At 73.5% G+C, this 26,704-nt stretch carries 20 protein-coding genes; 14 read left to right on the top strand and 6 right to left on the bottom strand.

What is annotated here, in order from left to right; genetic code table 11:
• Nucleotides 1–396 precede the first annotated feature (396 nt).
• Nucleotides 397–1,860, bottom strand: coding sequence for an aminotransferase class I/II-fold pyridoxal phosphate-dependent enzyme (locus tag AB0946_RS30670; RefSeq protein WP_366763914.1), 1,464 nt, complete (start codon nucleotides 1,858–1,860; stop codon nucleotides 397–399).
• Nucleotides 1,861–2,002: 142 nt separating this feature from the next.
• Between AB0946_RS30670 and AB0946_RS30665 the strand changes: the two genes are divergently transcribed.
• Entirely contained in the window at nucleotides 2,003–3,169 is a 1,167-nt protein-coding gene (locus tag AB0946_RS30665) for an amidohydrolase (RefSeq protein WP_366763913.1), read from the top strand.
• Nucleotides 3,170–3,223: 54 nt separating this feature from the next.
• Here the strand turns inward: AB0946_RS30665 and AB0946_RS30660 are convergent, their stop codons facing one another.
• Nucleotides 3,224–3,574 (bottom strand): ANTAR domain-containing protein, encoded by a 351-nt coding sequence (locus tag AB0946_RS30660; protein ID WP_366763912.1) that lies wholly within the window; start codon nucleotides 3,572–3,574, stop codon nucleotides 3,224–3,226.
• A gap of 132 nt (nucleotides 3,575–3,706) precedes the next feature.
• Between AB0946_RS30660 and AB0946_RS30655 the strand changes: the two genes are divergently transcribed.
• Entirely contained in the window at nucleotides 3,707–4,651 is a 945-nt protein-coding gene (locus AB0946_RS30655; RefSeq protein ID WP_366763911.1) for a helix-turn-helix transcriptional regulator, read from the top strand.
• 19 nt (nucleotides 4,652–4,670) lie between these two features.
• On the opposite strand, the gene AB0946_RS30650 is transcribed toward AB0946_RS30655, so the two are convergent.
• Nucleotides 4,671–7,211: a discoidin domain-containing protein gene (locus AB0946_RS30650; protein ID WP_366763910.1), complete on the bottom strand. Its 2,541-nt coding sequence runs from the start codon at nucleotides 7,209–7,211 to the stop codon at nucleotides 4,671–4,673.
• Nucleotides 7,212–7,633: 422 nt separating this feature from the next.
• Nucleotides 7,634–8,785, bottom strand: a complete 1,152-nt coding sequence (locus tag AB0946_RS30645; RefSeq protein ID WP_366763909.1) for an FAD-dependent oxidoreductase — start codon at nucleotides 8,783–8,785, stop codon at nucleotides 7,634–7,636.
• Between the two features lie 342 nt (nucleotides 8,786–9,127).
• Here AB0946_RS30645 and AB0946_RS30640 point away from each other — a divergent pair, with 342 nt between their 5' ends.
• The 4 genes from AB0946_RS30640 to AB0946_RS30625 all read left to right on the top strand — a co-directional run bounded on the left by AB0946_RS30640 (nucleotide 9,128) and on the right by AB0946_RS30625 (nucleotide 13,070).
• Nucleotides 9,128–10,135: a Ppx/GppA family phosphatase gene (locus AB0946_RS30640; protein ID WP_366763908.1), complete on the top strand. Its 1,008-nt coding sequence runs from the start codon at nucleotides 9,128–9,130 to the stop codon at nucleotides 10,133–10,135.
• A 462-nt stretch (nucleotides 10,136–10,597) separates the two neighbouring features.
• Nucleotides 10,598–11,374 carry a polysaccharide lyase family 7 protein gene (locus AB0946_RS30635; RefSeq protein ID WP_366763907.1) on the top strand — a complete coding sequence of 259 codons (777 nt, stop codon included), beginning with the start codon at nucleotides 10,598–10,600 and terminating at the stop codon, nucleotides 11,372–11,374.
• Between the two features lie 94 nt (nucleotides 11,375–11,468).
• Nucleotides 11,469–11,951, top strand: coding sequence for a hypothetical protein (locus tag AB0946_RS30630; protein ID WP_366763906.1), 483 nt, complete (start codon nucleotides 11,469–11,471; stop codon nucleotides 11,949–11,951).
• A 141-nt stretch (nucleotides 11,952–12,092) separates the two neighbouring features.
• Nucleotides 12,093–13,070 (top strand): hypothetical protein, encoded by a 978-nt coding sequence (locus tag AB0946_RS30625; protein ID WP_366763905.1) that lies wholly within the window; start codon nucleotides 12,093–12,095, stop codon nucleotides 13,068–13,070.
• Nucleotides 13,071–13,115: 45 nt separating this feature from the next.
• Here the strand turns inward: AB0946_RS30625 and AB0946_RS30620 are convergent, their stop codons facing one another.
• Together AB0946_RS30620 and AB0946_RS30615 are read right to left on the bottom strand one after the other, a co-directional pair.
• Nucleotides 13,116–16,490, bottom strand: a complete 3,375-nt coding sequence (locus AB0946_RS30620) for a pyruvate carboxylase (protein WP_366763966.1) — start codon at nucleotides 16,488–16,490, stop codon at nucleotides 13,116–13,118.
• A 258-nt stretch (nucleotides 16,491–16,748) separates the two neighbouring features.
• Nucleotides 16,749–17,588, bottom strand: coding sequence for a hypothetical protein (locus tag AB0946_RS30615; protein ID WP_366763904.1), 840 nt, complete (start codon nucleotides 17,586–17,588; stop codon nucleotides 16,749–16,751).
• Between the two features lie 469 nt (nucleotides 17,589–18,057).
• Here AB0946_RS30615 and AB0946_RS30610 point away from each other — a divergent pair, with 469 nt between their 5' ends.
• The 8 genes from AB0946_RS30610 to AB0946_RS30575 all read left to right on the top strand — a co-directional run bounded on the left by AB0946_RS30610 (nucleotide 18,058) and on the right by AB0946_RS30575 (nucleotide 26,661).
• Complete coding sequence (locus tag AB0946_RS30610) at nucleotides 18,058–19,869, top strand: ATP-binding protein (protein WP_366763903.1); 1,812 nt, start codon at nucleotides 18,058–18,060, stop codon at nucleotides 19,867–19,869.
• Nucleotides 19,866–20,273 (top strand): roadblock/LC7 domain-containing protein, encoded by a 408-nt coding sequence (locus AB0946_RS30605; protein WP_366763902.1) that lies wholly within the window; start codon nucleotides 19,866–19,868, stop codon nucleotides 20,271–20,273. Before AB0946_RS30610 ends, AB0946_RS30605 begins: the two co-directional genes overlap by 4 nt.
• Nucleotides 20,274–20,314: 41 nt before the next feature.
• Nucleotides 20,315–20,662 carry a DUF742 domain-containing protein gene (locus AB0946_RS30600; protein WP_014676780.1) on the top strand — a complete coding sequence of 116 codons (348 nt, stop codon included), beginning with the start codon at nucleotides 20,315–20,317 and terminating at the stop codon, nucleotides 20,660–20,662.
• Complete coding sequence (locus AB0946_RS30595; protein WP_366763901.1) at nucleotides 20,643–21,281, top strand: ATP/GTP-binding protein; 639 nt, start codon at nucleotides 20,643–20,645, stop codon at nucleotides 21,279–21,281. Before AB0946_RS30600 ends, AB0946_RS30595 begins: the two co-directional genes overlap by 20 nt.
• Complete coding sequence (locus AB0946_RS30590) at nucleotides 21,278–22,489, top strand: cytochrome P450 (protein ID WP_366763900.1); 1,212 nt, start codon at nucleotides 21,278–21,280, stop codon at nucleotides 22,487–22,489. The genes AB0946_RS30595 and AB0946_RS30590 overlap by 4 nt, the downstream gene beginning before the upstream one ends.
• A 110-nt stretch (nucleotides 22,490–22,599) precedes the next feature.
• Nucleotides 22,600–23,826 carry a cytochrome P450 gene (locus tag AB0946_RS30585; protein WP_366763899.1) on the top strand — a complete coding sequence of 409 codons (1,227 nt, stop codon included), beginning with the start codon at nucleotides 22,600–22,602 and terminating at the stop codon, nucleotides 23,824–23,826.
• Between the two features lie 196 nt (nucleotides 23,827–24,022).
• Complete coding sequence (locus AB0946_RS30580; protein ID WP_366763898.1) at nucleotides 24,023–25,012, top strand: aldo/keto reductase; 990 nt, start codon at nucleotides 24,023–24,025, stop codon at nucleotides 25,010–25,012.
• 350 nt (nucleotides 25,013–25,362) lie between these two features.
• Nucleotides 25,363–26,661: an MFS transporter gene (locus AB0946_RS30575; protein ID WP_366763965.1), complete on the top strand. Its 1,299-nt coding sequence runs from the start codon at nucleotides 25,363–25,365 to the stop codon at nucleotides 26,659–26,661.
• Nucleotides 26,662–26,704: the final 43 nt, after the last annotated feature.

Here is a 26,704-nt window from a genome sequence, read left to right as displayed (position 1 = left end):
GGCGCGGCTGCCCGCGCCGGGACACGGCATCGAAGCCGTACCGGGCGAATGTCGATGGGAAGGTGGTGTGACAGGGCTCGTACCGAGGTCCCCGGGCCGGGACGTCCGAAACCGGGAATCACGGGGGATTTCCGGTCGGGGTGAAGTCGGGCCGTCTCCTGTCGTGTTGCCGGGGCGTGAGGCCCGCCGGACGCGCTGGTCCGGACCCGGGGAACCACCGGCAGGGCCAAGTGCCCCCCTGCCGAGGACGTGTCGGTCAGCAGGGCCGGCTTCTTGACCCGGGGCAGGCGGCCACCCGGCGGCCGCCCGCACAGGCCACCCTAGGCGCTGACCCCGCCGGGCGCAGTTCGGGACGGGCGTGGGCGTACGGCGTGGAGTACGGCTTCCGGCCGCCGGTCACGGACGCGCGACGACCCGCAGGGTCTCCAGGGAGGAGTCCGCCGCGTCCGGGATGAGGAAGCCGTGGGCGACACCGCTGCGCAGGTAGTAGAGGACCTCCGCGGTGATCACCTCGCCCGGCGCCACGACCGGCACGCCCGGCGGGTACGGGCTGATCGTCTCGGCGGCGATCCGGCCCACGGCCCGCTCGGCGGGCACCTCCTCGGCGGGGCCGAAGAAGGCGTCGCGGGGCAGCACCGCCTGCTCCAGTTCCAGGACGCCGGGCTCGGGCAGGTGCACCGCGGGCCGTCGCTCGATGGAGTCCGCGCGTTCCACCAGGGAGCGCACGGACTCCACCAGCAGCTTCTCGGTCTCCTCGTCGTCGGCGTGGGTGATGGAGGCGCTGATCCGGCAGGTGTCGGAGCCGCCCACGTCGACGTGGCAGTTGGCGCGCAGCCACTCGGCCGCCTGCATACCGCTGATACCGAGGTCGCGTACGTCGACTACGATCTTCAGGGGGTCGAACTCGGCGGCCAGGTTCTCCTCTACGACCTCGCCGCCCATCACCTTCAGCCCCGGCAGCTCGCGCAGCAGGGCCCGGACGCGCTCGGCCCGGTGCAGCGCCGCGTCCAGGAGGTCGTGCCCCTGTTCGACCATCTGCCGCCGCCAGCCGTCGAGAGCCGCGTAGATCAGGGTGGAGGCACTGGTGGTGCCGAGCAGGTCCTCGCGCTGTTTGAGCACGGTGGGCGAGACCCGGTCGTGCTGGAGGTGGAAGACGGAACTCTGCTCGATCGCGCCGCCCATCTTGTGCACGCTGGTGACGACGAGGTCCGCGTCCGCGTTCATGCCCCAGACGGGCAGACCGTCGTGGAAGGGCAGGTGGGCGCCCCACGCCTCGTCCACGATGAGCGGGACGTCGGAGGCGTGGCAGGCGTCGGCCACCGCGCGCACGTCGGCGCAGGTGCCCCAGTCGGTGGGCGTGATCAGCAGCATGCCCTTGGCGTCGGGGTGCTCGCGCAGCCGGTTGCGCACGTCATCGGCCTCGGGCGGGTGGGCCATGTGCCGTTCGGTGTCGAACTTGGGGTGCACCCAGATCGGCTCCACACCGTTGATGATCACCGCCGCGATGACCGACTTGTGGGCGTTGCGGGACACCAGCAGCTTCTCCCCCGGTCCGGCGACCGAGCACATCGCGGTCCGCACGGACAGGGAGCTGCCGCAGGTGGAGAAGAACGCCTGCTCGGCGCCGACCGCGTCCGCCATCAGCTCCTGGGCCTGCTCCAGCACGCCCTGGGACTGGCGGCGGTCGTCCAGACCGTTGAGGCTGAGCACGTCGGAACGGAAGACGTCCATTCCCAGGATCTCGGCGACCCGGGGATCGGTGCCGCGGCCCTGCTTGTGCCCGGGGGGCCCGTACGCCACGTCTCCTCGCCGCCGGAACTCCTGCAGAGCCTCCAGGACGGGTACCCGTGAGTGGTCCATGCCTGTCCTCCTGAGCTGGTCGGTGCCGCATCCACCGTGTTGCACCGGCCGCGCTCCCCAAACACACGGCCGGTGTCAGGCGGCCGTTCGGTGGAACCCGGCCCCGGCACGGAACACGCCCGCCGCACCCCCAGGAGGTCTCGTGTCGCTGTACCAGCGGATCCGGGAGGAGACCGCGCGCCGCGCCGACGCGCTGTGGACCGTGGCGACCGCCCTGCACGCGGACCCGGAGACCGCGTTCTCCGAGCACCGCGCGGCGAAGCTGCTCACCGGCGAGCTGGAGCGCGCGGGGTTCGAGGTGCGGCGGGAGGCCGCCGGCCTGCCGACCGCGTTCACGGCCCGCGCGGGCGAGGGCCGGCCGGTGGTGGCCTTCCCCCTGGAGTACGACGCGCTGCCCGGCCTCGGGCACGCCTGCGGGCACAATCTGATCGCGGCGGCGGGCCTGGGCGCGGCCCTGGTCACGCAGGCCGTGCGGGACGGCACCGGGGGCACGGTCCTCGCGGTGGGCACGCCGGCCGAGGAGGGCGGTGGCGGCAAGGCCCTGGAGGTGGAGGCCGGGGTCTTCGACGGGGTGGACGCCGCCCTGATGTTCCACCCCGGGGTGTACGACTGGGTGCGGGCGCCGCTGACCGCGCAGGAGCAGTACCGGGTCGGCTTCCGGGGCCGGGCCGCGCACCCGACGGGCAACCCGACGGAGGGCATCGACGCGCTCGCCGCGCTGATCGAGCTGTTCAACGTGCTGTCGGCACTCGGGCGGCGGCTGCCGGAGGGCTCCCATGTGCAGGGGATCATCACCCAGGGCGGTACGGCCACCAACATCGTGCCCGAGTACGCCGAGGGCCGCTTCGGGCTGCGCGCGGTCACGACGGCGGCCCTGGACGAGCTGGCGCAGCAGCTGCGCACCGCCGCGGAAGGGGTTGCGCTGGCGACCGGCACGGCCGTCACGGTGGAACGCGCGAGCGTGCGCTACGAGCACTTCCGGGACAGCTCGGTGCTGTCCGAGCGGTTCGCCGGGCACCTGGACCGCGCCGGGATCGCGCTCACCGCGCCCACGCCCGGCGTCTACCTGGGCTCCTCCGACATCGGCAACGTCAGCGGCCGGGTGCCGGCCATCCACCCGTTCGTCGCGATCATGGGCGCCGACGGCTCCGACCACACGCCGGAGTTCGCCGAGGCCGCGGCCTCGGAGCGGGCCCGCCGGGTGCTGACGGCGGTGGTGGAGGCGCTGGCCTGTACGGCGGTGGACCTCCTGGGGGACGCGGACCTGCGCGGTCGCGCGTGGGCGGACCTGCACCTGACGGCGGACTGACGGCCGTGGGCCCGCCGGCCCCGCGCACCATCCGTCGTGCCGCCGTCCGGACGGTCAGCCGGGCCGTCCGCAGCGGACCTCGCGCCGGTCCTCCCGTTCGGCGGCCTTCGCCTGGCCCCGCACGTCCTCCACGGCGGCGGGCAGGGCCCGGCGGATCGCCTCGGGCAGCCGGCGGCGCGTCGGCCACTCCACCAGGCAGCGGGCGACCTCCCGCAGTTTGATGTTGGTGTGCTGCGAGACGTGCCGCAGGACGTCCCAGCCCTGCTCCGGACGCAGCCCGCCCATGGTGATGACCACGCCGATCGCCTGGTCGACCAGGGCGTGCGAGCCGAGGGCGTGACGCAGTTGCTCCACCTCCTCCTGAAGGGCCTTCAGCTGGTCCGTCTGCTCCTCGGGTCCGATCATGCGCCTCACACTCCGCAGCCCGGGCACACAGCGCCAGCCGTCAGGCGAACAACAGGGCAAGAGGCCGTACAGAAAGCGAAAAATCGCTGGTCGGCGGGCCGTGGAAGGGGAATTCGGGGGCAGCAGCTGGGCATGGACAGCCTCACCTTCGACAGCCATGACCTGGACGTGACGGAGGACTTCCTCAGCCGGGCCTACGCCAAGATGCGTATCGCCAGCGGGACGCCCGGCTCGAACCGTGCCCAGATCCGCCGCGCCGGCATCCCCGCGGTGAGCGTCGACGAACTCGCACTGGACTTCGAGATGTCCTACTCGGTGTCACCGCTGGGCCGGATCTGCCTGTGCGTCGTGCACGAGGGAACCGTGCGGGACCACGCGTTCCAGGGTGTCGAGGACTCCTTCGGGCCGGGAGACGCGGTGCTGTTCGCGCCGCCGGACCTGCCGTACCAGGGCCGCATCTGCAACGCCCGGTACAACATCACCATGCTGGATCCGGCGCTGCTCGCCCAGGTGGCCGGGGACGGGTCGCGACCGGTACGGCTGATCGGGCACCGGCCGCGCTCGGCCGCCGCGGCGCGCCACCTCACCCGTACGATCGCCCATCTGCGCGACGACGTGCTGTCCGACGCCCAGATCGCGGACCAGCCGCTGATCGCCGCCACGGCCGCCCAGCACCTGGCGGCGAGCGTCCTGGCCGCGTTCCCCAACACGGCGCTGGACGAGCCCGCCGCCCACGACACCGGCGCGCACCCGGCGGTGCTGCGCCGCGCGCTCGCCTACATCGACGACCACGCGGACCAGCCCGTCACGGTCGCGGACATCGCCGCCGCTGCCCATGTGACGGTACGGGCGCTGCAGTACGCCTTCCGCCGTCACCTGGACACCACTCCGCTGGCCCAGCTGCGCCGGGTGCGGCTCTCGCACGCCCATCACGAGCTGATGGCCGCCGATCCCGGCAGCGGCGTCACGGTGACGGAGATCGCGGCCCGGTGGGGTTTCCACCACCCGGGCCGCTTCGCCTCCCTGTACCGGGGCACCTACCGCAGGGCCCCGCACGAGACCCTGGCCGGCGGCTGACACCGGCCGGCCGGTGTCCTTACGGGAAGGACGTCACCTTGGACGGGACCGTGTCGGTCCCCGAGGTGGGTGCGCCCGTGCTGTTGACGACGTGCGCGTACTGGCCCTTGCCGCCGAGCGAGATCACCAGCAGGTCGTGCATCCTGATCCCGCTCTTCACGGGCACCTGGAAGCCGTGGGCCTGGACGATCGAGGGATCGGCCGTGTAGTTGCAGTAGCTGCCCAGGCCCCACGCCTCGTGGGTGGTGACGGAGTCGGCGACCTTGTAGGCCGCGTAGCCGGTGATGCCGTCGTGGGTGATGGCGGCGGCGTTCGGGGCGTCGTAGGCCTTCTCGTTCTGGAAGAAGATCGTCCGGCCGCGTTCTCCGTTCCAGTAGACGTCGTACTTGTTGAAGTGCTCCACGAACAGGCCGGTGGCCAGGACGTCGTCGCCGTTCACACGCAGGCCGTAGTCGGCGCGGTTGGTGTCCCAGCCGACACCGCTGCCGTGGTCGGCGCGCCAGAGCCAGGTGTGGTCGATGATGACGTCGTCGCTGTTGACCACCACGGAGTTGGTGGCGAGTCCGGGCCCCGCTCCGCCGACGCGGATGAAGACGTCCTGCATGGTGGTGGGGTTCGCGGAGTGGTCGGCGGCGGCGTCGGGGGTGCCGATGCGCAGGAGCGTGTCGGAGTTGACCGGGCCCGCGTCGATGAGGAATCCGGCGAGCCGCACCCCGTCGACGTCGGCGACGTGCATCGCGTCGACGCCGTTGTCGGGGACGAGGGTGGCGAGACCGAGTCCGAGGACGACGGTGTTCGGCCGGGTGACCTCGATGGTCTGGTCCAGGTGGTAGACGCCGGGGGTGAACAGGAGGTTGAGGCCCTGGGCGAGGGCCTGGTTGATGGTGGCGGCCGTCGCGCCGGGCTTGACGACGTAGAACTGGTCGAGCGGGAGCGACGTACCGGCGTTCGCGGGCCAGGAGACGCCCCGGGCGTTGGTGCGCTTGGCCGGGACGAACACCTTGTAGGCGGACCCGTCGAGGTAGAGGAACGGCTTCTCGCGGGAGACCGGGGTGGTGTCCAGGGTGGTGTACGGGCCGCTGTCGAAGTTGGTGGCGGGGGCGCCCTGGACACCGCTGAAGGTCATGTTCCACACGCCGTTGGTCCAGCCGCCGACCGAGCTGTCCCGGGTGTACCACTGCTGCTGGGAGTACGGGCCGACGGTGCCGTCGATCTTGGAGTCCGCGATGTAGCCGCCGGAGGCCCAGCCGTAGCCGTTGGGGGCGAGGTTGAGGCCGCCCTGGACGTGGATGCGGCGGAAGGGCGCGGCCTGGGCGACGGCCCAGCGGTCGGTGCCGTTGACCGGCTTGAGGGCGAGGTTCTCCGCCGAACGCCAGAAGTTCTGGGTGGCGTTGCCGTTGAACCAGCCCGCGTCGACCGTGATGTCACCGTTGATCTGCGTGTCGTCGGGGTTCAGGCCGAGACCGGAGATCGAGGTGTAGAAGCCGAGTTGGGCGTTGATGTTGTTGTAGGTGCCGGGCTTGAGCAGGAACTGGTAGCGGCCGGTGCCGAACTGGGCCGACTCCTGCTTGGCGAAGACGTCGTCGAACTTCTGCTGGAGGTTCGGTGTCGAGGGGTCGACGACGATGACGTTGGGGCCGAGGTCGCCGCCGCCCTGGACGGGCGGGACGCCGGTGGTGCCGGTGTGCACGGCCACCTCCCACAGGGAGTAGCCGTAGCCGGTGCCGCGGGCGGTGCCGTAGATCCGGACGTACCGGCCCGAGCCGCTGACGTCGTAGGACGCCGTGCCGCCGGTGGCGCCGGTGACGCTCTTGAGGGTGTTCCAGCTCTGCCCGTCGGAGGACGCCTGGATCTGGAAGTCCTTGCCGTAGGCGGCCTCCCAGTTCAGGTCCACCTTGCACAGGTCCTGGACGGAACCGAGGTCGATCCTGAGCCACTGCGGGTCGGCGGCCTGGCTGGACCAGCGGGTCCCGGTGTCACCGTCGACGGCGGCGGAGGCGGGGGTGCCGGCGTTCTCGGTGGAGGAGGCCGTGGCGGCCTTGCCCTGGGCCGCGTTCGCGGTGCCGCAGCCCGCCTGGGCGCCGTCCGCGGTACCGAACACCTGGAACTCCCACAGGGAGTAGCCCCACGTGGTGGCCCGGTGCACGCCGAGCATCCGTACGTAGCGGCCCCGGCCCGACACGTCGAGCGTGTCGGTGCCGCCGTCGGAGCCGGTGACGGACTTCAGATCGGTCCAGGTGCTCCCGTCCCCGGAGATCTGGACCTTGTAGTCCTTGCCGTAGGCGGCCTCCCAGTTGAGGACGACCTGGGTCACGGTGGCGGTGCTCCCGAGGTCGACCCGGACCCACTGGTCGTCACTCGCGGCCGAGGACCAGCGGGTCCCGGTGTCGCCGTCGACGGCCTTGGCGGCGGCGGTGCCGCCGTTCTCCTCGGACGACGCGGTGGCGGTCTTCCCCTGGGACAGGGGTGTCTCGGCGGCGGTGGCCGAGGGATGTGTGGCGGGCAGGACGAGCAGCGCGGCCGTGGCGGCCAGCACTGCGCCCAGCGATCTCAGTCTCATGCAGCGGCTCCAGACATGTGGGGATGCAACGGGAGTGACCCATGGCTTAGTTCATGCTTTGATTTAAGAGATGAACCAACTCGCCCACAAGTCTTCGGACACGAGATTCCTTCAACTGCCGGTGTCGCCCCGCGGTTTGCTCGGCCGCTTCGCGTACGTGGTCGGGCGCGGGTCAGCCCGGCTCGGGCGGGGCCGCGGACAGCGGGACGTCCCAGGCGAGTTGGCGGACGAGCTGCTCGTCCGGGCCGTGGACGCGGCAGCCGGGCACGGGGGGCTGACGGTGATGTTGCGCTCCGTCCGCGGGCGGCGGAGCCGCTCGTACCCGGCGCACGCGGCCCGCGTGTCGGGCAGGTCACGCAGGGCGTCGCCCCCGGCCACCCGGCGGCCGGCTCGGTCGCTTCCCGTACGTGGGCGGGCGCGGGTCAGCTCGGCTCGGGCGGGGCCGCGGACAGCGGGACATCCCAGGCGAGTTGGCGGACGAGCTGCTCGTCCGGGCCGGCGGGACGCGGCGGGCCGGGCGCGGGGGCGCCGCGGGTGAGAGCACCGCTGACGGTGATGTTGCGCTCCGTCCGCGGGCGGCGGAGCCGCTCGTACCCGGCGCACGCCGCCCGCGTGTCGGGCAGGTCACGCAGGGCCTTGGCCAGGACCACGGCGTCCTCCAGGGCCATCGAGGCGCCCTGGCCGGTCGCCGGGGAGGCCGCGTGGGCCGCGTCACCCACGAGCAGGACCCGCCCGGTGTGCCAGGGGGTGCCGAGCGGCAGCTCCGTGGCGTTGGTGACCATGAGGGCGTCGGCGCAGTCCTCGACCAGCGCGGCGGCGGGGGTGTCGTCCTCCCTCAGCGGCGGCAGCAACTGCGCGCGCAGCACGGCCGGCGGCGCGGCGAGGGCATCGGCGGGCAGCGGACCGCCGCCGGTGCGGGCGAACCAGTACGCCTCCCCCGTCGGTGACACCGCGTACCCGAAGGCGGTCGTGCCGCCCCGCACCATGGTGATGGCGCCGTCCGGGCCGGGTTCGGGGACGTTCGCGGTGTAGCCGTAGTAGACCCGCTGGCCGGCGTACCCGGGCCGGGCCCCGGGCATGAGCAGGCCGCGCACGGTGGAGTTCAGGCCGTCGGCGCCGACGAGCAGGTCGCCGGTGGCCGTGGAGCCGTCGGCGAAGTGGGCGGTGACGTCGTACGGGCCGTCCGTCACGGACACCAGCCGGGCGCCGTGGCGCAGCCGGACACCGCGGCGGACCGCCTCGCCCTGGAGGGCCGCGTTCAGCTCACCGCGGCGCAGGCACCGGTAGCGCAGGGCGGGGTCGTCCGCCTCGCCGAGCGGTGTCTGCGCGAGCTCGGTGCCCCCGCTGTCCAGTAGCCGCAGCGAAGTCAGCGGAAAACCGACGGCCGTGACGGCGCGCGTGGCGTCCAGCTCGGCCAGGGCGCGCATGCCGTTGCTCGCCAGCGTGAGGAAGGCACCGATGTCCTCGGCCGTGTCCGGGTGCGCCTCGTAGACGGTGACGTCGACACCGGCCTTGTGCAGGCCCAGGGCGGTCGCGGTCCCCGCGATGCCGCCGCCGATCACCAGTACCCTCATCGCGTCCGCTCCCTCATCTCCCGCTGCGCGCGCCGACCGTGGCCGTGACCATCCAAGGGCAGCGCCGGGGGCCGCCGGAACGCACGGGGCCGAAATCAGGACAGTCGGGCCCTCCCGGGTCCCTGGCAAGGCGCGGGTCACGGCCGCCGCTGCGGTAACCGGCCTTCGGGGGACCCTGGTTCGCGGCGGGCGTCCGCTGGTTCCCGGCCCGTGCGCCGCGCGCTCCCGGTCCGCCTCCGGCTGCCGCGCGAGCCGCTCCTGAGGCACGCGGCCGGGTGCGCTGTGCGCCGGCACGCCCCCTGTGTGAAGGGTGGTCCCCGGTGAAACGGGTACTCCTCGGCCATGCGGGTGAGCGTGGTGGACGCGGGGTCGAACACGGTCCGACTGGTGATCGCAGATGTGGAGGGTGGCGTTCCGCTGCCGGTGCACACCGTCAAGTGGAAGCTCCGCCTTTCCGAACAGGTCGGCCCGGACGGCACCATCGCCGACGAGGCGGTGGAGCGACTGGTGAAGGCGGTGGCCGCGGCGGGCGCCACGGCCCGGCGGTGGCACGCGGCGGGCCCGCTGGCCTTCGCGACCGCGGTGGTGCGCGGCGCCCCCAACCGCCACGAGGTGCTGCAACGGGTGGCGTCCGGCACCGGTATCCGCATGTGCACCCTGCCCGGTGAGACGGAGGCCGAGCTGACCTTCCTGGCGGCGCGGCGCTGGCTGGGCTGGAAGGCGGGGCCCCTGGCACTGCTCGACATCGGCGGCGGCTCGCTGGAGGTGGCCTTCGGCCGGGGCCGGCTGCCCGACTTCGCCGCGTCCCTGCCGCTCGGCGCCAACCGGCTCACCCGGGAGCATCTGGGCCTGCAGGATCCGCCCGGCCCGGGCGAGCTGAAGGAGCTGCGCCGCCGCATCCGCCATGAACTGCGGGACGTGGCCGCGCGGATCCGCTGGGAGCGTCCGCGCACCGCCGCCGTCACGTCCCGTACGTTCCAGCAGCTGGCGCGGTTGTGCGGAGCCGCGCCGGGCCGGTTCGGTCCCTTCGTGGACCGGGAGCTGGTCTGCCGGGATCTGCGCGCGGCGGTGCACGCCCTCGCCGGGCTGCCCGCAGCCGAACGCGCCCGGCTGCCCGGGATCTCCGCCCCGCGCGCCGCCCAGAGCCTGGCCGGCGCGGTCGTCGGGCACACGGCGCTGAAGCTGATGGGCCTGCCCCGGGCCCTCGTCTGCCCCTGGGCGATCCGCGAGGGCGTGCTGCTGCGCTACGCCGAGGACGGCGCCGACTGGTGGGTGGACGCCACCGGCGGGACCGGGGTCAGCGCGCCGGCCCCCGCGGCGCCGCTCCGCATCGCGAGCCCGTCCCCGTGACGGACGGTCACCGGGCGCCTGAAAAGGTTCTCCTGACGGTTCGCCGCGCGCAGGGGGACCACCGGTCGTCCCCGTTCGGGTGAGCGGTGCTTCGGGGCGGTCGGCCGGGTTGAACGCTCCCGCGTGGGGCCGGGGCCCGTCCGCTCACCCGGTCCGGCGGCGCGTGCCGCGAGCGCGCATGAGGTGTCCCTTGCAGTGCCCGGCGGGCCCGCGCCGCCGCCCTCCTCCCAAACGACCGCGCGAACACCTCCGAGGACCAGGAGACCGGCACGCTCGCGGGCGAGGGATGCGCCAAGGCCCCCGAGCTGCGTGCGAGCCGGCCGCCCACTCTTGACGTGTCTGGTTCAGACCTTTACCTTCTCGGGTCACCGGCGAACAAGCATGAGTCCAGCGTTCACCTACATGAACGCTCTCGTCGCTTCGCAGCCGGCCCGCATCCGGTCCGAAGAAGGGACCCCCCACATGACCCGATCCCGGATACCCACGGCGACGGCCACCGCCGTCCTCGCCCTCGCCCTCACCGCGCTCGCCACCGGCGGCGCGGACGCGGCCGACCCGCGTGTCGCTCCCGGCGGCAACTTCGACCTGTCCGTGTGGCAGCTCCAGGAACCCGTCGGCTCCCCCGGCAAGCCCACCACCATCCCGTCGTCCCGGCTCCAGGGCGCGAACGGCTACCAGGACGCGTACTTCTACACCGACACCCGCGACGGCGCCATGACGTTCTGGGCGCCCGAGAAGGGCGTCACCACGCCGAACTCCAAGTACGCCCGCTCCGAACTGCGCGAGATGAACCGAGACGGCTCCGCCGCCGACTGGGCGCTCGGCGGCAGCCACCGGCTGAGCGCGACGCTGCGCGTGGTGTCCGTGACCAAGAACGTCTGCGTCGGCCAGATCCACCTCGGCTCCGGCGGTTCCTCCACCAAGCCGCTGGTGGAGCTGTACTACCGCGCCAACGGGGACATCGTCCTCGGCACCGAGGACTCCCCGGACGGCGGCCAGACCCAGCACCCCGTGGGGCACGTGTCCATCGGCAAGACGTGGAGCTACACCATCGCCGTCTCCGGCGGGAACACCATCGACCTGACCGTGAACGGCACGACCACGCACTACGCCATCCCGTCCTCCTTCAAGCCGTACAAGCAGTACTTCAAGGCGGGCTCCTACAACCAGTCCTCCTCGGACAGCACCACCAACGGGGCCCGCGTGGCCTTCTACGGGCTGACCGTCTCGCACGGCTGACACACGGCCCGACCTGCGCGACTGGTGCGAACGGCGGGACGGTCGTAGCGTCGGGTGCACGCGGTCGGACACAGCACGACGGGTGGGAGCGACCATGCGCGGATCAGTGACGGGAACGGCGGTCCTCCTCGCGGCGGGAGCGCTGGTGACAGCGGCCATGACCACGGCAACGGCCAGTCCGCCGGTCACCGCCACGACGCAGCCCCGCGCCGGCACCTCGCCGTCCCACACCGACGCCTCGCAGCCGGTCCTGGTCGACTGCCTGTGGAACCGCACCGTCCGCCCCGGCGACTTCATCCTGGCCTGCGGCGACGGAAACAGCCGTCTCACCGGGCTCCACTGGACCAAGTGGAGCCCGGAGGGGGCCACCGCCGTGGGCATGAACATGGTCAACGACTGCAAGCCGTACTGCGCGGCCGGCACGTTCCACGCGTACCCGGTGACCGTCCGGCTGGACGACACCGAGCCCTGGAAGAAGCACCCCGACGTGCAGCGCTACAGCCGGATCAGCCTCACCTACGAGGAGGGCCGTCCGGAGGGCTTCAAGCAGGTCATGACGTATCCGCTCTGGGACTGACGGGACCCGCGGGGAAGGCGCCCGGCAGTGGTCCGGGCGGGCGATCCCGCGGCCCGGCTCCCGCCACCGGTGACCCGTTCCCCGTCATGTTGGTGTGACCCCGCACGCCGGCGCCCCGCGCGCCGACCGAGAAGAGGTCACATGCCCCGACTCCCCCGCCCGGCCGGTGCCGCCGCGGTCGCGCTCGCGCTCGGCCTCGTCGCCGCCGCGCCGGCCGCCGGCCAGGAGCCGCTCGTCACCGACGCGCGCGTCCTCGCCCACCTCGACCTGGCCGCCGGGCAGACGCCCGAGAACATCGCGCTCGACCAGGACGGCTCGGCCTACCTGACCTTCGCCTCCGCCCGGCAGGTCGCCCACGTCACCGACGACGGCCGCGTCAGGACCCGCGCCACCCTGCCCGCCGTCGCGCACGCCGCCACACCCCTGCTGCACAGCGCCGCCGTCACCGGCATCGCCCGCGCCCACGACGGGACGCTGTACGTCAACTACGCCACCGGCACCAGCGCGACCGGCGTCTGGCGCCTCTCCCCCGGTGACGCGCCGGAGCGGATCGCCGCGCTGCCGGCCGACGGGCTGCCCAACGGACTGGCCCTCGACGAGCGGCGGGGCGTGCTCTACGTCGCCGACTCGGTGCGCGGCACCGTCTGGCGCGTCCCCCTGTCGGGCGGCACGGCCACGGCGTGGGCGAGGGGCGCGGCGCTCGCCCCGCTCCCGGCGGCGCCGGCGGGCGGCTTCGGCGCCAACGGCGTCAAGCTCCACCGGGACGCCGTGTGGGTGTCCAACACCGACCGGGGCACGCTGCTGCGCATCCCCGTCCGCGCGGACGGTGCCGCCGGCCCCGTCGAGACCCGGGCCGGCGGACTCGCCGGCATCGACGACTTCGCCTTCCCCGGCCACGGACGGAGCGTGCTGGCCGCGCTGAACCCCGGCAACAGGGTCGTCCTGGTCCGCGCGGACGGCACCGTCACAACCCTGCTCACCGTACGGGAGGGCCTGTCCGGCCCGACCTCCGTGGCCGTCCGCGGGCGAAGCGTGTACGTGCCGAGCGCCGCGTCCGCCACCCGGCACGACCCGAACCTCCTCCTCGCCCGCCTGCGCCACCTCATCGGCCGGGGGTAGCGCGGGCGCGGGGTCTGCCGGGGCGCGCGCGGTCCCGGCCCCCGCTCAGCTCAGTTCCGCCAGGAGGTCGCCGCCCTCCACCTGCTGGATGCGGTTGATGGCGAGGCGGGAGACGCGGCCCGCCTTGGGAGCCGTGATCGTGGCTTCCATCTTCATGGCCTCGATGGTGGCGATCGTGGCACCCGCCGCCACCTCGTCGCCCTCGGCGACGGCCAGGGTCACCACACCGGCGAAGGGGGCCGCGACATGGCCGGGGTCGGAGCGGTCGGCCTTCTCCGTCACCGGGATGTCGGAGGCCGCCGCACGGTCACGGACCTGGATGGGCCGCAGCTGGCCGTTGAGCGTGGACATCACGGTCCGCATACCGCGCTCGTCGGCCTCGCCGATCGCCTGGAGCTCGATCAGCAGCCGGACGCCGGGCTCCAGGTCGACGGCGTACTCCTTGGCCGGGCGCAGGCCGTAGAAGAACGCCTTGCTGTCGAGGACGCTGGTGTCGCCGAAGGACTGGCGGTGCGTCTCGAACTCGCGGGCCGGGCCGGGGAACAGCAGCCGGTTGAGGGTGGCCCGGCGGTCCTTCGCCAGCCCCTCGCGGTCCTCGGCGGACAGCTCGGGCGCGGGCCTGGGCGCCGCCCGCCCCTGCAGCGCCTTGGTACGGAACGGCTCCGGCCAGCCGCCGGGCGGCGTGCCCAGTTCGCCGCGCAGGAAGCCGATCACCGAGTCCGGGATGTCGAACTTGTCGGGGGTGGACTCGAACGCGTCCGGGCTGACCCCGGCGCCCACCAGGTGCAGGGCCAGGTCGCCGACCACCTTGGAGGACGGGGTGACCTTCACCAGACGGCCGAGAATGCGGTCGGCGGCGGCGTACATCGCCTCGATGTCCTCGAAGCGGTCGCCGAGGCCGAGGGCGACGGCCTGGGTGCGCAGGTTGGACAGCTGGCCGCCGGGGATCTCGTGGTGGTAGACGCGCCCGGTCGGGGAGGCCAGGCCCGCCTCGAACGGGGCGTAGATCTTCCGGACGCCCTCCCAGTACGGCTCCAGGTCGCCGACCGCCTGGAGGTCCAGGCCGGTGGGCCGCTCGGAGTGGTCGGTGGCGGCGACGATCGCGGACAGCGACGGCTGGGAGGTCGTACCGGCCATGGAGGCCACCGCGCCGTCGACCGCGTCGGCGCCGGCCTGGATCGCGGCGAGGTACGTGGCGAGCTGGCCGCCCGCGGTGTCGTGCGTGTGCAGGTGCACGGGCAGGTCGAACTCGCGGCGCAGCGCCGAGACGAGCTTGGCGGCGGCCGGGGCGCGCAGCAGGCCGGCCATGTCCTTGACGGCGAGGACGTGGGCGCCGGCCTCGACGATCTGCTCGGCGAGGCGCAGGTAGTAGTCGAGGGTGTAGAGGCGCTCCGACGGATCGCTGAGGTCCGCGGTGTAGCAGAGGGCGACCTCGGCGATCGCGGTGCCCGTCTCGCGCACGGCGTCGATGGCGGGCCGCATCTGGCCTACGTCGTTGAGGGCGTCGAAGATGCGGAAGATGTCGATGCCGGTGGCGGCGGCCTCCTGCACGAAGGCGTCGGTGACCTCGGTCGGGTACGGGGTGTAGCCGACGGTGTTGCGGCCGCGCAGCAGCATCTGGAGGCAGATGTTGGGGACGGCCTCGCGCAGGGCGGCCAGCCGCTCCCAGGGGTCCTCGGCGAGGAAGCGCAGCGCGACGTCGTAGGTGGCACCGCCCCAGCACTCCAGGGAGAGCAGCTGCGGCAGGGTGCGGGCGACGACCGGGGCGACGGCGAGGAGGTCCTTGGTGCGCACCCGGGTGGCGAGCAGGGACTGGTGGGCGTCGCGGAAGGTGGTGTCGGTGACGCCGATGGTCGGCGACTCGCGCAGGTGCCGGGCGAATCCCTCGGGGCCGAGGTCCACGAGGAGCTGGCGGGAGCCGGCGGGCGGCTCGCCGGCCGGCAGCGGTGGCAGCTTGGTCAGCGGGTCGAGCGTGTCGGGCCGCCGGCCGTGCGGCTGGTTCACCGTCACGTCGGCGAGGTAGGTGAGCAGCTTGGTGCCGCGGTCGGCGGAGGAGCGGGCGGTCAGCAGGTGGGGGCGCTGCTCGATGAACGAGGTGGTGACCCGGCCGGCCTGGAAGTCGGGGTCGTCCAGGACCGCCTGGAGGAACGGGATGTTGGTGGCCACGCCGCGGATGCGGAACTCGGCGACCGCGCGCCGGGCCCGGCCGATGGCGGCCTGGAAGTCACGGCCCCGGCAGGTGAGCTTGACCAGCATCGAGTCGAAGTGCGCGCTGATCTCCGTACCGGCGTGGGTGGTGCCGCCGTCGAGGCGGATGCCGGAGCCGCCCGGGGAGCGGTAGGCGCTGATCCGGCCGGTGTCCGGGCGGAAGCCGTTGGCGGGGTCCTCGGTGGTGATGCGGCACTGGAGGGCGGCGCCGCGCAGGGTGACCGTGTCCTGGGACAGGCCGAGGCCGGCGAGGGTCTCGCCGGAGGCGATCCGCATCTGGGCCTGGACCAGGTCGACGTCGGTGACCTCTTCGGTGACGGTGTGCTCGACCTGGATGCGCGGGTTCATCTCGATGAACACATGGTTGCCGTCGCGGTCGAGGAGGAACTCCACGGTGCCGGCGTTGCGGTAGCCGATCTCGCGGGCGAAGCGGACGGCGTCGGCGCAGATCCGGTCCCGCAGCTCCGGGTCCAGGTTGGGCGCGGGGGCCAGCTCGATGACCTTCTGGTGGCGGCGCTGGAGCGAGCAGTCCCGCTCGAAGAGGTGGATGACGTTGCCCTCGCCGTCGGCGAGGATCTGCACCTCGATGTGGCGGGGCTCCACGACGGCCTTCTCCAGGAAGACGGTGGGGTCGCCGAACGCGGAGGCGGCCTCGCGGGAGGCGGCCTCGATGGATTCGCGCAGCTGGGCCGGGTCCTCCACGCGGCGCATGCCGCGCCCGCCGCCGCCGGCGACCGCCTTGACGAAGACGGGGAAGCCGATCTCCTCGGCGGCGCGCACCAGTTCGTCCACGTCGGTGGAGGGCTGGGAGGAGCCGAGGACGGGCACGCCCGCGGCGCGGGCGGCGGCGACCGCGCGGGCCTTGTTGCCGGTCAGCTCCAGCGTGGCCGCGCTGGGGCCGACGAAGGTGATGCCGGCCTCCTCGCAGGCGCGGGCCAGTTCGGGGTTCTCGGACAGGAAGCCGTAGCCCGGGTAGACGGCGTCGGCGCCCGCCCGGCGGGCGGCGCCCACGATCTCCTCGACGGAGAGGTAGGCCCGCACCGGGTGCCCCGGCTCCCCGATCTCGTACGCCTCGTCGGCCTTCAGCCGGTGCAGCGAGTTGCGGTCCTCGTGCGGGAACACGGCGACGGTGCGCGCGCCGAGTTCGTAGCCCGCCCGGAACGCGCGGATCGCGATCTCTCCACGGTTGGCGACCAGCACCTTGCGGAACATCATGGATTCCCTTCAGCTGCCTGCCGGCGACGAACACCCTGGTGTCAGCCACACCTGCCGTACTCGCGGCCACCCTAGGGGGTGCCCGTACAGGTCGATGTGCGAAAACCATCACACTGACGGGGTGGGCCGCGCCACACGGGCGCGCCGCGGCGCGAGGCGGAGGAGAGCGCCGTGGCGGAGCCATGGCAACCGGCGACGACGCGGCGGGGCGTGGTGCCAGGGCCCGCGAGCCCGGCATGATCCGAACGAGAGGCCCTAGCGGTCGAGGAACCGCGCCGGGACCCTGGGCTGGGCGTCTTCGGGGCGGTCGGCCTTTGGAGGGGGGCCGGGGGCGGGCGGGGGTGTGCGCGAGGGCCGTCGGCGCACGGGCCACGGCGACCGTACGGCGGAGCGGAACCGCTCCCCCCGGCCGCGCAGCAGGCCGAGCACGATCGCCGCGGCCACCGCGACCAGGTGCTCGCGGCCGGCCAGGTTGGGGACGGCGATGGACTCCCACACCATCGAGCCGCCGGTCAGCGTGAAGACCACGGGCGCGCGGCGGACCACCGAAAGGTAGGTGAACAGGCCGACCACGGCCGCGGAGGGCCCGGTGTCCAGGACGTGTCCGGCCTCGGGCGGCAGCCCGAACCCCCACCAGCCGGGCCCGAGCGCGATCATCAGGCGGGCGGTGAGGGTGCCCGCCAGAGTGGTGGCGTAGGCGATCACCAGGGTCCGGGCCCGGCCCAGGGTCAGCTCGGCGACGGCGAAGGCGAGGAACAGCTGGGTGATGCCCGCCCACACCGGCAGGTCCAGCGCGGGGACGTACAGCGACACGGGGGTGCGCAGCAGGGACAGCCACAGCGGCAGCTCGGCCCGGACCCCGCCGAGCCGCTCCACCCACAGGGCTCCGGTGGGGTGCTGGGCGATGTCGTGGAAGAAGACGACGCCGAACGCGGCGACGAAGGCCAGTACCAGCCCGGACAGTCCGCGCCGCGCGAGCCGCCGTACCGGGTCGACGACGATGGCACGCCACTCGCCCCACAGCGTCCGCCCGGTGAACCGGGCGAGCCGCGCGAGCAGTGGGGTGACCCGCGGGATGCGCCCTTCAGCGGTCATGAGGCACGGCAGCCCGTCGCCGTCTGTTCCCCCGTCACGCGCACCGCCTCCTCCACCTCGCTCCCGGCGGTCCGACCGTGCGAGGCGTTTCGTCCGTCACACGCCCACTTCAGGCGTCATCGTACGGATGCACCGATCGCTCCGGTCCGACCCGTCCCTCCGTGCAGTCCAGCGAGCCGGGAGGCGGGCGTCAAGATTCGCCGCGAGGGCGCGCCGGTGTGGGAAGACCCACAGGCGTACGGCCCGGAAAGCCGGGGCCGGGAGGCAACCGGCACCCCCTGCGGAACCGTCCTCGGAGACAGGCGTTTCCGGTACCGCGGACGAGAACGAACACGGAACCTTTCTGTTTCGATCACGAACTCTCGTATAGTGACGGCCAGTTCACCACCGGTGTCATCTCTCACCACCCGATGTTCCCGCCAGCCCCGCCCCAGCCTGCCGCCTCTGCCGCAAGGACCAGACCGGACCGATGACCGCGCCCACGCATCCCGGCGACCGACCTTCCCTCCGTACGTTCGTCTCCGCCCTCGCCGTGACCGGTGTGCTGTCGGCGCTCGTGGTCTGCGCGGCCGTGGCGGTGGCACCGGACGCGGTGCGCACCCCGCTCGCCGCGGGCGCGGGCGCGGCGGCTGTCCTGTTCAGCACGGCGGTCGCCACGGCCGCGCACGCCCTGCGGACCGCGCGGGGCACCCGGCGACGGCTGGAGAGCGTCACCCAGGACGTCGGACGGCTGCTCCAGCAGCAGGCCCGTACGGCCGAGGAGGCACGCCAGGAGCAGCAGCGGCTCATCGACGAACTCGCGCAGCAGCGCACCGAGTTCACGGAGTCCTTCGCGGCCGAGCGCGCGCGTCTGGAGGAGGACGGCGCACGGGAGCTGAACCGGCTGGCGAAGGAGAACGCCCGTCTGGCGGGCGAGTTGGAGCGGGCCCGGCGGGACCGGGCCGCGGCGGTCGCCGCGACCTCCAACGCGGCGGCCCGGATGCAGGCCCTCGCCACGGCGACCCTCGCCGACCTGCGGGCGATGGAGGACCGGCACACCGACGAGGACGTGCTGGCCGACCTGCTCCACCTCGACCACCGCACCGCCCAGGCCGGCCGGCTCGCGGACTCCGTCGCCGTGCTCACCGGGGCGCGTTCGGGCCGCCGCTGGGCGCGGCCGATCGGGATGGAGTCGATCCTGCGGGGCGCGATGGGACGGATCGCCGGGTACCGGCGGGTGCGGGTGCACTCGGTCAGCGAGGCCGCCGTCACCGGGCACGCCGCCGAGGGCGTGATGCACGCGCTCGCCGAACTCCTCGACAACGCTGCCAACTTCTCGCCGCCGACCGCCGAGGTCCACGTCTACGTGGAGGAGGTGCCGGCCGGGGTCATCGTGTCCGTGGAGGACAGCGGGCTGGTGATGGGCGAGGTGCAGCTGCGCCGCGCCGAGCGGGCGGTCTCCGGCGACGTGTCCGAGCTGGGCGGTCTGACCGGCACCCGGCTCGGGCTCGCCGTGGTCGGCCGCCTCGCCCGCAAGCACGGGCTCACGGTGTCGTTCCGGCCGTCGGCGCGCGGCGGCACGGGCGTGCTGCTGCTCATCCCGCAGGAGATCCTGACCAGCCCCGCCCCCGCAGCCGCCGAGCCGGCCGCCGCGGACCCGCGGCCGGAGACCAGCCCTTCCGCGCCGGTACGGGAAGCCGTGGACACCGGCGTCGTCCACGAGCCCGCCGCGCCGCCGGAGGAGGGCCCGGCCGGCCTGCCCAGGCGTCGCCGGGGCCGCACCCTCGCCCGGGCGGAACGCGCCCGTACGGCACCGGACACGTCCGGGCACCGTACGGCCCGCGGCGCCACGGACCACGGCACCACGGACCACGGCACCACGGACCACGGCACCGCGCCGGCCACGGACGCACCCCGCTCCGCACCGGCGCCCGCCGGGCACGGCACCGCGACGGACACCGCCGGACACCGCACCGCACCGGCCGCCGACGTAGCCCGCACGGCCCCCGCCTCCGACCCGGGCCGGGCCCGCGCCGCCCGTTTCAGCAGCTTCCGCCAGGCGGTGCGCCCGCCCGCACCGGGCACCCGCGGTCCCGGATCCGCCCCGGGGGACTGCGCACCGGACCAGTCCCGTGACCGCACCACCGACCCCGCGCACACCACGGCACCGGACGAGGGAGCCGCCACCGCGCCGCCGGACGACGGTGTGCCGGCCGGCGACTCCCCGTACGGCGCCGGCGAACACGTCTCCCCCGCCCCCTCCCACCCGCACGCGCACCCGGAAGGCGACACCACTTCATGACCGGCCCGACCACCGCCGACGACAAGCTCACCTGGCTCCTGGAGGGCCTGCTGGAGAGGACCCCGGGCGCCCGGCACGCGCTCGTGCTGTCCCGGGACGGGCTGAAGCTGTGCCGCACGCCGGAGCTGAGCGTCGACCAGGCGGACCAGCTCGCCGCGATCGCCGCCGGCATCCAGTCGCTGTCGCACGGCGCGTCCGTGGAGTTCGGCGACGGCAGCGGCGGTGTCCGCTCGGCGATGACGGAGTTCTACGGCGGCGTGCTGTTCATCGTGGAAGCCGGCGACGGCGCCCATCTGGCCGTGATCGCCACGGAGGACGCGGACGCCGGCGTCATCGGGCACAACATGAGCGAGTTGGTGGAGCAGCTCGGCGAGCACCTCACCGCTCCGCCCCGCACGTCATGAGCGGACCGGACACCGACCGGCCGGACAGGGGCCGCCCGGGCGTGAACCGCCCGGGCCGGGACGACGCCCCCGACCGGCTGTACACCATCACCCAGGGACGCACCCGCACCGGCCCGGACAACCCCTTCGACCTCGTCACCCTCGTGGTGGCCGAGTCGGAGCCGGCGGCCGGCATGCAGTCGGAGCACGTGGCGATCCTGGAGCTGACCCGGTTCCCCGCCTCGGTGGCGGAGATCGCCGCCGAGCTGCGGCTGCCCGTGGGCATCACCAAGGTGCTGCTGTGCGATCTGCTCGCGGCGGGCCGGGTCAGCGCCCGGCACCCGCGCAGACCGGCCATTACCGATCCCGACATCCTGGAGCAGGTGCTCGTTGGACTCCGCAACCTCTGACGCGCGCACTCCCGCGCGCACCCCGCTGGGTGCCTCCGCCGACCAAGGTTTCAAGATCGTGGTCGTGGGCGGCTTCGGCGTCGGCAAGACCACGCTGGTCCGCTCGGTCAGCGAGATCCGTCCCCTCAACACCGAGGAGACGATGACGCAGGCCGGTGCGACCGTCGACGACATCCGCCAGGTGCGCGGCAAGTCCGGCACCACCGTCGCCTTCGACTTCGGCCGGATCAGCCTGGACGCCCGCAACGTGCTGTACCTGTTCGGCGCGCCCGGACAGGAACGGTTCTGGTTCCTGTGGGACCGGCTGTTCTCCGGCACGCTCGGGGCCGTCGTCCTGGTGGACACCCGGCGCATCGACGACTCCTGGTACGCCATCGACCGGCTGGAGCACCACGGCACGCCGTTCATCGTGGCGTGCAACGACTTCGGCGGTCCGGTCCGTGCCGGCGCGGACGTCCGCGAGGCCCTCGACCTGGATCCGCAGGTGCCGCTGGTCGACTGCGACGCCCGCTCCCGGGAGTCGGGCAAGCAGGTGCTGATCACGCTGGTGCAGCACGTGAAGAACCGGTACGCCGACCCGTCCGCGCGGACGGTCCTGCCCCGACAGGAGTTCGTGTGACCACGCCCGACGCCGTCCCGCTGAGCGGACCCCGGTTCCAGGCCGAACCCGCCCGTCTGTACCGGGAGATGCGGCGCGACCACGGCGCCGTCGTACCGGTGCTGCTCGACGGCGGCATCCCGGCCTGGCTGGTGCTCGGCTACCGGGAACTGCACCAGGTGACCGGTGACCCGGTGCTGTTCAGCCGGGACTCGGACCTGTGGAACCAGTGGGAGAACATCCCCGCGGACTGGCCGCTGCTGCCGATGATCGGGCACAAGCAGCCGTCGATCCTCTACACGGTCGGCGAACGGCACCGGCAGCGTGCGGCGATGATCAGCAACGCGCTGGAGGCGGTGGACCCGTTCGAACTGCGCACGCACGCCGAACGGTTCGCGGACGAACTGATCGACGCGCTGTGCGCGGCGGGCGAGGCCGATCTGGTCGGGCAGTACGCGATGCTGCTGCCCGTACGGGTCCTGGCCCGGCTGTACGGCTTCCCGGACGAGGACGGTCCGGGGCTGGTCACCGCCCTGAACGACATGATCGACGGGCGGGAGCGGGCGCTGGCCGGACAGGCCCATCTGGCCGCGTCCATGGCGCAGTTGCTGGCCGACCGGAGGAAGGAGCCGGCGGCCGACGTCGTCTCCCGGATGCTGGCCGACGAGAGCGGGTTCGGCGACGAGGAGATCGCGCAGGACCTGATGGTGATGATGGCGGCCGGGCACCAGCCGACAGCCGACTGGATCGGCAACTCGCTGCGGCTGATGCTCACCGACGACCGGTTCGCGGCCTCCCTGTTCGGCGGGCGCAACAGCGTCGCCGAGGCGATGAACGAGGTGCTGTGGGAGGACACGCCGACGCAGAACGTGGCGGGCCGCTGGGCCGCCCGTGACACGCACCTCGGCGGCCGCCGCGTCAAGGCCGGTGATCTGCTGCTGCTCGGTCTGCAAGGGGCCAACTCCGACCCGCAGGTGCGGACCGACGCCTCCGCGCTGACCGGCGGCAACAACGCGCACTTCTCCTTCGGTCACGGCGAGCACCGCTGTCCGTTCCCCGCGCAGGAGATCGCCGAGGTGATCGCGCGCACCGGTATCGAGGTGGTGCTGGACCGGCTGCCCGACATCGATCTGGCGGTGCCCGCCGAGTCCCTCACGCGCCGGCCCTCGCCCTGGCTGCGGGGGCTGTCCGCGCTGCCCGTCCGGTTCAGCCCCGTACCCGCCCGCTGACCCGCGCCACGCCGGCCGGCCCGCTGTTCCGCCGCCCGTCCGGGGGCGCCGTCCCCGGACGCGGCGCCGTACCCGCCGTACCCGACCCCCGCCCTGGGAGGCACGTCACGATGACGACCGGTACCGAAGCACCCCGCATCGCCCTCGATCCCTTCGTCACCGACCTGGACGCCGAGAGCGCGGCGCTGCGCGCGGCCGGCCCGCTCGCCGCCGTCGAGCTCCCTGGCGGTGTCCCAGTGTGGGCCGTCACCCACCACGCCGAGGCCAAGGCGCTGCTCACCGACCCGCGGCTGGTGAAGGACATCAACGTCTGGGGCGCGTGGCGGCGCGGTGAGATACCCGCGGACTGGCCGCTGATCGGCCTGGCCAACCCGGGCCGCTCCATGCTCACGGTGGACGGCGCCGACCACCGCCGGCTGCGCACCCTGGTCGCGCAGGCGCTGACCCCGCGCCGGGTGGAGCGGATGCGGGAGCGGATCGAGAAGCTCACCCAGGACCTGCTGGACGCGCTGCCCGCGGATGGCGGGACCGTCGACCTGAAGGCGGCCTTCGCCTACCCGCTGCCGATGTACGTCATCGCCGACCTGATGGGCATCGACGAGGACCTGCTGCCCCGGCTGAAGGTGCTGTTCGAGAAGTTCTTCTCGACGCAGACCCCGCCGGAGGAGGTCGTCGCCACGCTCACCGAGCTGGCGCAGATCATGGCGCGGACGGTGTCGGCCAAGCGGGCCGCACCGGGCGACGACCTGACCAGCGCGCTGATCCTCGCCTCCGAGGACGGCGACCACCTCACGGACGAGGAGATCGTCTCCACCCTCCAGCTGATGGTGGCGGCGGGCCACGAGACCACCATCTCGCTGATCGTCAACGCCGTCGTGAACCTGTCCGCCCATCCCGAACAGCGCGACCTGGTGCTGTCGGGCCGGGCCGACTGGTCCGCGGTCGTCGAGGAGACCCTCCGCTACTCCACCCCCACCTCCCACGTCCTGATCCGCTTCGCGACCGAGGACGTGCCGGTCGGCGACAAGGTGATCCCGGCCGGGGACGCGCTGATCGTGTCGTACGGCGCGATCGGCCGGGACGAGGGTGCGCACGGCCCGACCGCCGGGGAGTTCGACATCACCCGCGACACGAAGAACCGGCACATCTCCTTCGGCCACGGTCCGCACGTGTGCCCCGGCGCCGCCCTGTCCCGCCTCGAGGCGGGTGTCGCCCTGCCCGCGCTGTACGCCCGTTTCCCCGGACTCGACCTGGCAATCCCCGCGACCGAGCTGCGCAACAAGCCGGTGGTCACGCAGAACGACCTGTACGAACTGCCGGTGCGGCTGAATCCGTGACGCGGCGGAACACCGTCCCGCCCGGCACGGCTTGACTTCGAGAGCGCTCCAGCTCGTAGCGTCGCAGAGCGCCGGTGCGCACGGCCGGCACCCGGTTCCCCCACGGGATGCCGGGCTCCGGATTCCGTCGCTAGATGGAAGAAGGCCCTCGCGCCCGGAGAACGACCGACGAACGCACGAAAGGCTGTGACCCCACATGCACAAGCGCAGGCTGCGGGACCTCCAGGTATCGGCCATCGGACTCGGATGCATGGGGATGTCCGCCTTCTACGGCTCCGCCGACCAGGAGGAGGGCATCGCGACCATACGACGCGCCCTGGAACTCGGCATCGACTTCCTCGACACCGCGCAGGTCTACGGGCCGCTGACCAACGAGTCGCTCGTCGGTGAGGCGATCAGGGGCCACCGCGACGAGTACGTCATCGCCACGAAGTTCAACTACCGGATGGACGACGCCGTCCCCGGCGACATGAGCACGGTCGGCCGGCAGGACGGCTCGGCCGAACACGTGCGCAGTTCGGTGCACGGCTCGCTCCAGCGGCTCGGCACCGACCACATCGACCTGTACTACCAGCACCGGGTCGACCCGAACGTGCCCATCGAGGAGACGGTCGGCGCGCTGGGTGAGCTGGTCGCCGAGGGCAAGGTGCGGTACATCGGGCTGAGCGAGGCGAGCGCGGAGACCATCCGGCGTGCGCACGCCGTGCACCCGGTCACCGCGGTGCAGAGCGAGTACTCGCTGTGGACGCGGGACGTGGAGGCCGAGGTGCTGCCCACCTGCCGGGAGCTGGGCATCGGCTTCGTGCCGTACTCGCCGCTCGGCCGGGGTTTCCTCGCGGGCCGCTTCACCTCCCCCGATGAGCTGGACGAGAACGACTTCCGGCGCACGAACCCGCGCTTCACGGACGCCAATCTGGAGGCGAACCTGCGGCTGGCGGAGAAGGTGAAGGAGATCGCCGCCGAGAAGGACGTGACCCCGGCCCAGCTGGCCATCGCCTGGGTGCTGGCCCAGGGCGAGGACCTGGTGCCGATCCCGGGCACCAAGCGCCGCACCTACCTGGAGCAGAACGCCGCCGCGGTGGACATCGAGCTGACCGAGGACGACCTGGCCCGCATCGACGCGGAGCTGCCCGCGGTGGCGGGTGAGCGGTACGACGAGGCCGGGATGAGGACCGTCAACCGCTGAGGCTCTCTCGTAGGGCGACCCGCGGGACCCCCACCCGGCGACCGGGCTGTCGCCGGGTTTCTCCCGCGCCTTCGCGTACCGGGACGGACAGGGCGGAACGGGACCTGTGAGGAACCCCACGCAGACTCCAACTCCCCGAGTGCCGCCGCCGTTTGACGGGGCTCACCGGACGCCGGCGAACGGCGTGGCGTCGACCGCGCCGTCCCGTCTGCCACCATGGTCGGCGCCCTGACCTGGCAGCCCCGGCCGTGCAGCGCTGCCGAACCGACGGGCTGGCCGGTCGTTCCGCTTTCCCGGTTGTCGAGTGTCCCGTCGTGTCTTCTGAGCCCGCCCAGCCCCCGTCGGCGTCCATCACCGCCCCGGCCTCGCGTTCGCCGTGGCGTTCCCTGCGGCACCGGGGCATGCGCTGGTGGTCGGCCGCGAACTTCGTCTCCAACGCCGGTACGTGGATGCAGCTCACCGTGCAGAACCTGCTCGTGCTGCACATCACGGGCTCGGCGGCGGCCACCGGGCTGTCCATGTCCGTCCAGGCGGCGCCCGCGCTGTTCGTGAGCCTGCTCGGCGGCGCCGCCGTGGACCGGTGGCCCCGGAAGCTGACGGTCACGGTCAGCCAGGCCCTGCTCGGCGCGGTCGCCTTCACCACGGCGCTGCTGGTGGCGCTGGACCGGATCGACATGACGGCGCTGCTGGTGCTGGCCGGCGTGACCGGCCTCATCGCCACCGTCGACGGACCGGCCTGTGCCCTGCTCGGCAACGATCTGGTGCCGGTGGCGGACGTGCCGTCCGCGATCGGGGTGGGCGCGCTCGTGCACAGCTCGGGCAGGCTGGCCGGCACGGCCCTGGCCGGGGTCACCGTCGGTTTCCTCGGCACGTCCGCCGCGTACGCCGCGAACGGGCTGTCGTTCCTGTTCGTGGCCGCCGTGGTCCCGTTCCTGCGGCCGGTGCCCGGGTCCGCCGGGGAGCCGGCGGCCGGGACGCGGGCGGTTCCGGCGCGCGCGGGCATGACCGTACGGGAGGGCCTGTCCTTCTTCGCGCGCCGGCCGCGCCTGGTCGCGCTCGCCGGCATCACCGGCCTCAGTTCCGTCTTCGGCCGCAACTACGGCCTGACGCTCGCCGTCCTCGTCACCGGACCGCTGGCCGGCGGCGCCGGGGCGTTCGGCACGGTGTCCACGGTGCTCGCGGTCGGCGGCATCCTCGGCGCGGTCCTCGGCGCCCGGCTGCGCCGGCCGTCCGTGCGGACCGTGGGTGTGCTGGCGGCGGGGGGTGCGCTGCTCCAGGTGGTGGCGGGGCTTTCGCCGTCACTGGCCGTGCTGCTGGTCCTGGTGCTGCCCATGGCGATCGTGGAGTCCGTCTCCGACACCGCCGGTACGGCCGTCCTCCAGACCGATCCGCCGCCGCACCTGCGGGGCCGGGTGCTCGGCGTGTGGAGCAGCGTCGGCACGGTGTGGAGCCTCGGCGGTCCGCCGCTGCTGGGCCTGCTCATGGAGTGGGCCGGCGCGCGCGGCGCGCTGGTGGCCGGCGGTCTGCTCATCGCCGGGCCGATCGGCGCGGGTCTGCTGTTGCGGCGCCGCCGTACGCCGGCGCCGCTGACACTGCCCGCGCGGGACGGCGACGTCCCGGGCCGCGAGACGCTGGGCACGGCGGCGTGACGCTCCGGCGGGGGCCGCGTGCGCCTCGCCGGACACGACGGCT

It is taken from the genome of Streptomyces sp. NPDC046870 (genome assembly GCF_040704595.1).
Taxonomy (GTDB): domain Bacteria; phylum Actinomycetota; class Actinomycetes; order Streptomycetales; family Streptomycetaceae; genus Streptomyces; species Streptomyces argyrophylli.
The sequence above is the reverse complement of the archived record's forward strand: the minus strand, read 5'-3'. Positions and strand labels throughout refer to the sequence as shown.